This is a genomic window from Streptomyces sp. NPDC042371 (assembly GCF_056437465.1).
The window spans coordinates 137732-147084 of record NZ_JBWKAP010000017.1 but is presented as its reverse complement, the minus strand read 5'-3'; the positions used below and the strand labels follow the sequence as shown (position 1 = coordinate 147084).

Genomic DNA, 9353 nt, shown 5'->3' with positions numbered 1-9353 from the left:
GGGGACCCTGTGGGAGAGTAGGACGCCGCCGAACTCATTGTAGAGAAAACCCCCGCACCGTATGGTGCGGGGGTTTTCTGCGTTCTGAGGCCTTTTGGGAACGCTTAGGGTCGGGATATGCGATACGACCTGGTCATCTTCGACAATGACGGCGTTCTGGTGGACAGCGAGCCGATCTCCAACACGATCCTGGCCGGTTATCTGACCGAGCTCGGGCACCCCACCTCGTACGAGGACTCCCTGCGCGACTACATGGGGGCCGCCATTCACCGCGTACACGATGTGATTCTTGAGCGGAGCGGGCAGCGGCTTCCCGAGGACTTCGACGACGTCTTTCACGGACGGGTGTTCGCCGCCTTCGAGCGGGAGCTGCAGCCCGTGGACGGAGCCGTGGAAGTGCTGGAGAAGCTGGCCGGTGACGGCGTGGCCTACTGTCTGGCCTCGTCCGGGAGCCATGAGCGGATTCGGGTCGGGCATCGGAAGACCGGGCTTGACGAGTGGTTCGGGGAGGAGCGGGTCTTCAGCTCGCAGGATGTCGGGCGGGGCAAGCCTGCGCCCGATCTCTTCCTGTACGCCGCCGAGCGCATGGGCGTGGCGCCCGAGAAGTGTGTCGTGGTGGAGGACAGTCCGCTCGGTGTGCAGGCCGCGGTCGCCGCCGGGATGGATGTCCTCGGGTTCACCGCCATGACGCCCGCCGAGCGGCTCGTGGGGGCCAATGAACTCTTCGGTGATCTGCGGGACTTGGTTGACCTGCTCGTATGACGTCGACCGGGTGGTCGGGCTGACATTTGTCATGGCCAGGTGCGGACGATCGTTTCTGTCGGCGGGTGGGCCCCGGGGGCGAAGCTGAGGTTGTCGCGGAGGAAGTGAAGCCGGACGTACGCAGCCCGACGGAGGAAACCGATCATGAGTCAGCTCGCCACCGACGCCCTCGTAGAGGTCCGCCCCGTCGCCGTCACCACGGCCGACGCCCCCGACGACGCACGCAAGGCGCGTGTCGAGTCCCTGAAGCCGCTGGTGCTGGACGCGCTGGTGCCGACCGCCTCGTACTACCTGCTCAGCAAGGGGTTCGGGATGGGCACCATGGCCGCGCTGGCCTGGAGCAGTGTGGTGCCGGCCGCGCGGACGCTGTGGAGCCTGGTCAAGGAGCGGCGGGTCAACGGGCTCGCGGCGCTCATCCTGACCGCCAACGTCGTCGGGCTGCTGGTGAGCCTCGTCGCCGGGGATCCGCGGCTGATGCTCGCCAAGGACAGCGCCATCACCGCCACCGTGGGGATCGCGATCCTGCTGTCGGTGGTGGCCGGGCGGCCGCTGATGACCGCCGGTCTCAAGCCCTGGGTGACCAAGGGGAACGCGGCGAGGACCGCGGCCTGGGACCGTTTGAGCGCCGAGCGCGGGCGGTTCGCGCGGCTGGAGCGGATGTTCTCGGTCGTATGGGGTCTGGCGCTCTTCGGGGAGGCGCTGCTGCGGGTCGTGGGGGCCTACACGCTGCCCGTCGACACCATGGTGTGGCTGGGCGGGGCGATCGCGGCCGGCACGATCACGCTGACCATGTTCGTCAGTGGCGGCCTGGTCGTCGGGCCGATGGAGAAGATGGTCGAGGCGGACGTGGCGGGTGTGGCTGATGGGGCGGACGTGGCCGGGCGCTGAAGGCGCCGAAATTGGTTGAGTGATCCATCTACCCACTGGTAGCCGTGGGCCCTACGCTCTGCAGCCATGACCGAAGTGCTGCGGCGCGGCAGGGCCTCGCTGGCGTTCGCCTTCCTGGTGCAGGGAGTGACCTTCGCCCTGCTCGTGACGCGGATCCCGGCGATCCAGGACCGGTACGGGATATCCGACGGGCTGCTGCCCGTCTTCCTCGCTGCGGTGCCGATCCTGGCGGGAGTCGGGAGCGTGGGCACCGAGCAGCTCGTCAAGAAGGTGCCGCCGAGCGCGGTGCTGAGGTGGTCGCAGCCCGCCGTGCTGCTGGCGCTGCTGGGGGTGGGCGCGGGCGACGAGCTGTGGCAGGTCGCCGTGGCGCTCGGCGGGTTCGGGCTCGCGGTGGGTGCGCTCGACGCGTCCATGAACATGCTCGGGGTCAGTCTTCAACGGGCGTACGGGCGCAGCATCATGCTCGGTTTTCACGCCGCGTACAGCCTGGGCGGGATCGTGGGGGCGTCGCTGGCCTGGGCCGGGGCGCACTGGGATCTGTCGCTCTTCGTCTCCTATCTGCCGGTCGTGGCCGTGCTGTTGCCTGCCGCGTTGGTCGGGAGCCGGTGGTACGTCGATGCCGCGAAGGCCGAGAGCGGGGGTGCGGAGGACGGCGGGGGTGCCGTCGTCTTCAAGGTGCTGCTGCCGCTCTGTCTGGTGATGACGTTCGCGTACATCGGCGACTCGACCGTCTCCAACTGGAGCGCCAAGTACCTGCAGGACGTGCTGGGGAGTTCGGAGGAGGTCTCGACCGTCCCGTACAACGTCTACATGGTCATGACGCTGGTGGGGCGCGGGCTCGGGGATCTGGGGGTGCGGCGGTTCGGGGCCGTGGCGGTGGTGCGGGCCGGGTCGGTGGTGGCGGCGCTGGGGTTCGCGGTCGTGGCGGTGGCGCCGGGGGCGTGGGTCGGGATCGCCGGATTCACGGTGCTCGGGCTGGGGTTGTGCGTGATTGTTCCGCAGACGTTCGCCGCGGCGGGGAGGTTGTTCCCGGGGGCTTCGGATGCGGCCGTGGCGCGACTGAACATCTTCAACTATGTGGGGTTCCTGATCGGTTCGCCGCTGGTGGGCGGGCTCGGGGATGCCTGGAACTACCGGGGGGCGATGGTCGTTCCCATGGTGTTGGTGCTCTTGACCCTGCTGTACGCCCGTTCCTTCGCCCCAGGACCGGACCGGTACGGTGACGGGCATGAGCGGCCGCGCACAGCTGATGTGGGACGAGGCAGTAACGGGCTATGACTTCGGCCCGGGTCACCCGATGGACCCGGTCAGGCTCGGGCTGACCCGAAGTCTGGTCGACGCCTTCGGGCTCGACCGGGAGCTGGACGTGGTCGCGGCCAAGCGTGCCGGTGATTCGACGCTGCGTCTCGTGCACCGCGGGGACTACGTGGACGCGGTGAAGGCCGCCTCCCTCGACCCCGCGTCCGCCCGGGGGGAGTACGGCCTCGGCACGGAGGACGACCCGGCCTTCGCCGGGATGCACGACGCCTCGGCGCTGATCGCCGGTCAGTCCGTCGGCGCGGCCGAGGCCGTGTGGCGCGGGGACGCGCTGCACGCGGTGAACTTCGCGGGCGGGCTGCACCACGCGATGCCCGGGGGCGCCTCCGGGTTCTGTATCTACAACGACGCCGCGCTGGCCATCGCCCGGCTCCTGGAGCTGGGCGCGGAGCGCGTGGCGTACGTGGATGTGGACGTGCACCACGGCGACGGCGTCCAGGCCGCCTTCTGGGAGGACCCGCGGGTCCTCACGATCTCGCTCCACGAACATCCGCGGACGCTGTTCCCGCAGACCGGCTGGCCCGAGGAGACGGGTGCGGACGGTGCCGCGGAGGGGACCGCGGCGAACATCGCGCTACCCGCGGGGACCGGGGACGCCGGGTGGCTGCGGGCCTTCCACGCCGTGGTGCCCGAGCTGCTCGCCGAGTTCCGGCCGCAGGTCCTCGTGACGCAGCACGGCGCGGACACGCACTTCGAGGATCCGCTGGCGCACCTCGCCGTTTCGCTGGACGCCCAGCGGTCCGTGCAGGTCGCCTGCCACGACCTTGCCCATGAGTACGCCGACGGGCGGTGGGTCTCACTGGGCGGTGGGGGATATGCGGTGGTGGACGTGGTGCCGCGGTCCTGGACGCATCTCGTCGCCATCGCCGCGGGGCGGCCGGTCGAGCCCACGGCGCAGATCCCCGAAGCCTGGCGGCAGGAAGTCTTCGCGCGGACCCGGCAGTTGGCGCCCGGGCGGATGACGGACGGACGGTGGCCGGTGGAGTGGAAGGGCTGGGAGTCGGGATACGACCCCGCCGACCGGCTCGACCAGGCCGTGCTCGCGGCCCGGCGGGCGGTGTTTCCGCTGCGGGGGCTGCTCGCGTAGCGGTACCGAGGGGCTCGGGAGCCTCGGGTCGGCCGATCGGATCGGATAGCGGATCGGATAGCGGATTGGATTATGCCCGCGTTAGCCCAACTGTGCGTGGTTTCCGGGGTTTTGTGGTCCGGGCGTGCGCGGATGCGCCAGCATCGGCAGCGTGTTGAGCACCGGCGCCCTGCGTGCGCATCTGTTGGCGGCTCGGTTGGCCGGGCCCGTGGCCACCTCACGGGAAGAGAGCCTGCGGAGCTATCGGCTCTTCGCGGCCCGGGATCCGCGGATACTTCTCGGGCTCGACCCCGAATGGAGCTGGGGCTCCGGTGATCTGCTGCGCCTGATGTCCGACAAGTGCGGAGTGTCCGCAGACCCGGGGCACACTTCGGGGGTCGACGTCATCGATCCGGAGCGGACGCTGGCGGCGCTCGACGCGTTCGCGGAACGGCTCGCGGCCGCGGCCCGGTGGCGGGTCCCCGTGCTCTTCGGGACCGGTCATCCGCACCGGCTGCTCGGCTTCTACGCCGCGTTGGCGGACGCCTTGTCGGCGGCCGGATGCACCGTCCTCACCCCCGCGCAGGGCAACAGTGTCGACATAACGACCCGGTTTGGCCTACGTACGTACAACCTTGACTACGTACAAGGAGTCGCGCTGGTGCGCGAACCCGGCGCGCGTCCCACCGGGAGTGAGACCGGCGCACACACCCACTCACCCCTCCCGGTTCGAGCCGCTCTGGATGCCGCAGCGGAGGCCGGTGGGCCGCTTCCAGGGTTGGTCATCGGGGACCACGGATGGGTCTGCGGAGCAGGTCAGCTGGGGTTTGAGGCGATCGGTCTGGCGGATACGGACGATCCGGCGCTGTTCGTCGGGGAGGCCGAGGGGCAGGTGTCCGTCGTCGTTCCGCTTGATGACGCTGTGCGGTCTGATTACTACCGACCGCTTACTCGCTATGTACTCAATCGAGCGTGTCTGTCACAGTAGGCGGCCGATGGCTGCTCCTCTTCCCCACTCGCATCATCCGCCCCTAGTCTGGGGAGTGAGCGCGCAGCGACGAAGAGTCACCGGAAGGGGAAGCCGGTGCCCGTCATGTGCGGAAGGTTCAGGTGGGGTGTCATGGCTGCAGACCAGAGGCCGCTGAACGAGGTTCAGTTTCTGACCGTGGCGGAAGTCGCCTCGGTGATGCGAGTGTCCAAGATGACCGTGTACCGGCTGGTGCACAGCGGTCATCTGCCCGCCATCCGGGTCGGAAGGTCCTTCCGGGTTCCGGAGCAGGCGGTTCACGAGTACCTCCGCGAGTCCTATGTGGGGGTCGAAGCAGGTTGAGCGAGGGGTCCCCCGGGGCCCTTCGGGCAGGGGTCATTGCCCCTCGATTACGTCCCTCACGCGGGGACGGGTAGGCTAGGGCCGACGTAGGTCGTGTGGGCCCAGACAGCTGCCCCGCACCGAGTGATGAGAAGTGAGCGAGGGTAGTCGTGGGCTCTGTTATCAAGAAGCGGCGTAAGCGGATGGCCAAGAAGAAGCACCGCAAGCTGCTGAAGCGCACTCGCGTTCAGCGTCGCAACAAGAAGTAAGCGACCGCTGTAACAGCGTGTTCCGAAGCCCTCCCGTCATCCGACGGGAGGGCTTCGGTGTTTTCGGCCGTCTCTGGGCTCACGGACATCACACCGCAACGTCCACCAGATAGCGTGGTCCGGGACACCGCCGACGGTGGCGCGGCGAGGGGTTTGGGGAAAGGCAGGCGCTGATCTTGGGCAAGGTCGTGCTCGTGACCGGAGTGGCCCGACAGTTGGGCGGACGGTTCGTCCGGCGCATCCAGCGTGACCCCGACGTCGACCGGGTGGTCGCCGTCGACGCGGTCCCACCGGAGCACCATCTGGGCGGCGCCGACTTCGTCAGGGCCGACATCCGGCAGCCCACCATCGCCCGGGTGCTCGCCGAGCACAGCGTGGACACGGTCGTGCACATGGACGTCACGGCGACCGCGCTCGGGGGCAGGGGCGGCCGGGGCGGCCGGGGCTCGGTCAAGGAGACCAACGTCATCGGCACCATGCAGCTGCTCGGCGCCTGCCAGAAGTCGCCGACGGTCCAGCGGCTCGTGGTGAAGTCGAGCACCAGCGTGTACGGGTCGGCGCCCAAGGACCCCGCGGTCTTCACGGAGACGACGCCGCCCAAATCACTGCCCAGTGGTGGCTTCGCCAAGGACGCCGTCGAGGTCGAGGGCTATGTGCGCGGCTTCGCGCGGCGCCGCCCGGACGTCGCGGTGTGCGTGCTGCGCTTCGCGAACATCCTCGGGCCCGCCGCGGACTCCCCGCTCGCCGAGTACTTCTCGCTGCCGGTCCTGCCGACCGTGTTCGGCTACGACCCGCGCCTGCAGTTCGTCCACGAGGACGACGCGGTCGAGGTGCTGCGGCTCGCCTCGCACGACCCGCAGCGCGGCACGCTCAACAGCGGCACGTTCAACATCGCAGGCGACGGCCAGCTGCTCCTGTCCCAGTGCTCGCGGCGGCTCGGCCGCCCCACCGTGCCGGTGCTGCTGCCTGCCGTCACCTGGGTCGGCTCGGCGCTGCGCACGGTCGGCATGTCGGACTTCTCGCCCGAGCAGATCAGGCTGCTCACCCACGGCCGGGTCGTGGCCACCCGGCAGATGCGCGAGACACTGGGGTTCAGGCCGAAGTACACGACCGCGGAGACCTTCGCGGACTTCGTACGCAGCCGGGGCCCCGGGCTGCTGCCACCAGGTGCCCTCGCGGGGGCAGTCGACCGGATCGCCGCGCTGCCCCTCGCGGGTGGCCACCAGAGCGCCAACTGAGGAGAGCGTCAACGATGGCGGACGCCAAGGTCATTCCGTTCGACGACGACCGGTCGCGCGGGAGCGCGCAGCGCACCTCGCGCCGCAGGTCCGCGCCCCGGCGCAAGGGCGACCCCGTGGCCGGGGTCAAGGCGCTGCCCGGGCAGCAGGAGGGGCAGCAGGACGTGCAGCAGCTCGCGGCTCCGCAGCCGGCGCCCGCGGAGCCGCAGGGGAAGGTGCCGGAGCCGCGGGGCGGTGGCGGCTGGGACCGGCGCATCGCTGGCGGCCTCTCGTTCCTGCGGCGGCGGCTCACGGGTGAGTACGAGGTCGACGACTTCGGCTACGACGAGGAGCTCACCGACCAGGTCCTGATGTCGATGCTCCGGCCGTTCTACGACAAGTACTTCCGGGTGGAGGTGAAGGGCATCGAGAACATCCCCGCCGACGGCGGGGCGCTGATCGTCGCCAACCACTCCGGGACGCTGCCGCTGGACGGCCTGATGATGCAGGTCGCGGTGCACGACAACCATCCCCAGGGCCGCCATCTCCGGCTGCTCGCCGCCGATCTCGTCTTCATGCTGCCGGTGATCAACGAACTGGCCCGCAAGGCCGGGCACACGCTGGCCTGTGCGGAGGACGCCGAGCGGCTCCTTGAGCGGGGCGAGCTGGTGGGCGTGATGCCGGAGGGCTTCAAGGGCATCGGGAAGCCGTTCAGCGACCGCTACAAGCTGCAGCGGTTCGGCCGCGGCGGCTTCGTCTCGACGGCGCTGCGCACGGGCTCACCGATCGTGCCGTGCTCGATCGTCGGGGCGGAGGAGATCTACCCCATGATCGGCAACGCCAAGACCCTGGCGCGGGTCCTCGGCATTCCGTACTTCCCGATCACGCCCACGTTCCCGTGGCTCGGTCCGCTGGGCGCGGTGCCGTTGCCGACGAAGTGGACGATCCAGTTCGGCGAGCCGATCCCGACGGACGGGTACCCGCCGGAGGCGGCGGAGGACCCGATGCTGATGTTCAACCTGACGGATCAGGTGCGGGAACAGATCCAGCATTCGCTGTACAAGCTGCTGGTGCAGCGGCGGTCGGTGTTCTTCTAGGGGCGTGTACGCAGTCGGGGGCGCCCTCCTGGTGAGGAGGGCGCCCCCGACTGCGTACGGACAGGGACTAGTTCGCGTCCTCGCCCTTGATGCCGAGCTCCGGGAGTTGCAGGCCGGGCAGGAGCGGGGGCAGCGTGACGTCCGGGTCGACCGGGGAGCTGTGCTGACCGGGTTTGCTCTTGCCGTCCGAGGGCTGCGGGCTGGTCTCCTTCTCGTCCGGTGGGTCGAGCAGGCCGCCGGTGGTGCCACCGAGGAGGCCGTCGTCGTGGCGGTCCGACGTGGAGGGCTTCGGCTTGCTGTCGCTGCCCGTCCCGCCGCCGTGCGAGCTGCCGCCGCCCGAGGGATGGGAGGGGCGACCGTCGGAGCTGTCGGAGCCGCTGGGGCTCTGGGACGTCCGACCGGTGGAGCCGCCCTTCTCCGGTGCGCGGGGCAGCAGGGAGCGCAGCGGGTCGACCTCTTCGTCTATGGCGTCGAAGACGGAGTTCACCTGCTCTCCCACGTCGCCCAGCTGGACGGGGAGGCGGCCCTGGAGGTCGCTCCACGCTTCCCGGTGCGACTGGGAGAACGCGGACAGCGCCTGGATGGGGCCCAGGGAGCCGTCGCGCTCGTACGCCTCGAGGAGCAGGCGGTGGCCCTCCGTGGCGTCGTGCCGCATGCCGGAGAGGGCTCGCCTGACCTCGCCGAGCGACTCGTGGTCCAGGGCGCCGGAGCGGCCCCGCTCCATGAGCCTGCGGGCCTCGTTCAGCCGCGTCGAGGCATGGTCGAGATAGATCTGGCCACGATCGGTGTCGCCGTCGGCCAGGCCCAGCTTGAAGTCCTCCATGCCGCGCTTGAGGCCGTACAACGAATCGCCGGGCAGTGCGTCGGAGCTGGCCGCGGCCACTCCGCCGAACGCGCCCGCGGCGACGCCGACGGTGAGGCCGCCCGCCGCGATGCCCTTGGACAGACGGGAACGCGGCCGCAACTTCCCCAGGGCACCCGCGCGGTGGGCACCCTTGCGGGACCGCTGCTCGGGCACCGAGGGACTGCCGCCCTCGAGGAACATGGCTTCCATCGCGGCCACGAGCTGGGCGCGCTGGACGACCTTGACCTCGGGGTCCAGGACGGGCTTGGGCAGCGCGTCGAGACCGTCCGTCAGGGCCAGCATGTGGCTCTGCTCGGTCGGTTCGGCGCGGCCGGTGGTTTCGGGGGACTCCACGGATGCGGCCGCTGGCACGGGCGCTGAGTCCTCGGACTGCTCGGCCGCCGGACCCTGGTCGGAATACTCCTCCAGGGCCTGGGCGAAGGCGTTCGCCCGCCGGTGGGCCGATACGTTCGCGATCACTGGCGGCACCTCCTCTCGTCAAGACGGTCGACTCCCCAGGGGGTCCTGAGGGTTGCATGTCCTGACCATTTCCACACGATCGAGTGAGCGGAGCCAGCCAGGTA

The 9353-nt window shown here is 70.0% G+C and carries 10 protein-coding genes; 9 read left to right on the top strand and 1 reads right to left on the bottom strand.

The genetic code is table 11. The annotated features are described in order from the left end of the window. The first annotated feature begins 117 nt into the window (after positions 1-117). The 9 genes from AC068B_RS36400 (at position 118) to AC068B_RS36360 (ending at position 7925) form a co-directional block, all read left to right on the top strand. The gene (locus AC068B_RS36400) at positions 118-762 is read left to right on the top strand and encodes an HAD family hydrolase (protein ID WP_478675772.1); all 645 of its coding nucleotides are present in this window, start codon (positions 118-120) and stop codon (positions 760-762) included. Positions 763-906: 144 nt separating this feature from the next. Continuing rightward, positions 907-1650: a VC0807 family protein gene (locus AC068B_RS36395; RefSeq protein WP_478675771.1), complete on the top strand. Its 744-nt coding sequence runs from the start codon at positions 907-909 to the stop codon at positions 1648-1650. A 66-nt stretch (positions 1651-1716) separates the two neighbouring features. Next, positions 1717-2928: an MFS transporter gene (locus AC068B_RS36390; RefSeq protein WP_478675770.1), complete on the top strand. Its 1212-nt coding sequence runs from the start codon at positions 1717-1719 to the stop codon at positions 2926-2928. Continuing rightward, positions 2879-4054, top strand: a complete 1176-nt coding sequence (locus AC068B_RS36385; protein ID WP_468555571.1) for an acetoin utilization protein AcuC — start codon at positions 2879-2881, stop codon at positions 4052-4054. The genes AC068B_RS36390 and AC068B_RS36385 overlap by 50 nt, the downstream gene beginning before the upstream one ends. Before the next feature lie 151 nt (positions 4055-4205). Beyond that, a complete protein-coding gene (locus tag AC068B_RS36380) occupies positions 4206-5021 on the top strand; it encodes a phosphatase (protein WP_478675769.1) in 816 nt (271 codons plus the stop codon). Between the two features lie 132 nt (positions 5022-5153). Then, entirely contained in the window at positions 5154-5363 is a 210-nt protein-coding gene (locus tag AC068B_RS36375; RefSeq protein WP_157869005.1) for a helix-turn-helix domain-containing protein, read from the top strand. 149 nt (positions 5364-5512) lie between these two features. Next, positions 5513-5611, top strand: a complete 99-nt coding sequence (locus tag AC068B_RS36370; RefSeq protein ID WP_003948845.1) for a 30S ribosomal protein bS22 — start codon at positions 5513-5515, stop codon at positions 5609-5611. Between the two features lie 176 nt (positions 5612-5787). Further along, positions 5788-6849: an NAD-dependent epimerase/dehydratase family protein gene (locus tag AC068B_RS36365; RefSeq protein WP_478675768.1), complete on the top strand. Its 1062-nt coding sequence runs from the start codon at positions 5788-5790 to the stop codon at positions 6847-6849. A 14-nt stretch (positions 6850-6863) separates the two neighbouring features. Next, the gene (locus AC068B_RS36360; protein ID WP_478675767.1) at positions 6864-7925 is read left to right on the top strand and encodes a lysophospholipid acyltransferase family protein; all 1062 of its coding nucleotides are present in this window, start codon (positions 6864-6866) and stop codon (positions 7923-7925) included. A gap of 67 nt (positions 7926-7992) precedes the next feature. Here AC068B_RS36360 and AC068B_RS36355 read toward each other — a convergent pair whose 3' ends face one another. Then, positions 7993-9249, bottom strand: a complete 1257-nt coding sequence (locus AC068B_RS36355) for a DUF5667 domain-containing protein (RefSeq protein WP_478675766.1) — start codon at positions 9247-9249, stop codon at positions 7993-7995. Positions 9250-9353: the final 104 nt, after the last annotated feature.

Excerpts from the sequence above, each read along its gene's own strand:
- AC068B_RS36385 (WP_468555571.1), top strand. The coding sequence starts at position 2,879 with ATGAGCGGCCGCGCACAGCTGATGTGGGACGAGGCAGTAACGGGCTAT.
- AC068B_RS36375 (WP_157869005.1), top strand. The coding sequence starts at position 5,154 with ATGGCTGCAGACCAGAGGCCGCTGAACGAGGTTCAGTTTCTGACCGTG.
- AC068B_RS36400 (WP_478675772.1), top strand. The coding sequence starts at position 118 with ATGCGATACGACCTGGTCATCTTCGACAATGACGGCGTTCTGGTGGAC.
- AC068B_RS36360 (WP_478675767.1), top strand. The coding sequence starts at position 6,864 with ATGGCGGACGCCAAGGTCATTCCGTTCGACGACGACCGGTCGCGCGGG.
- AC068B_RS36395 (WP_478675771.1), top strand. The coding sequence starts at position 907 with ATGAGTCAGCTCGCCACCGACGCCCTCGTAGAGGTCCGCCCCGTCGCC.
- AC068B_RS36390 (WP_478675770.1), top strand. The coding sequence starts at position 1,717 with ATGACCGAAGTGCTGCGGCGCGGCAGGGCCTCGCTGGCGTTCGCCTTC.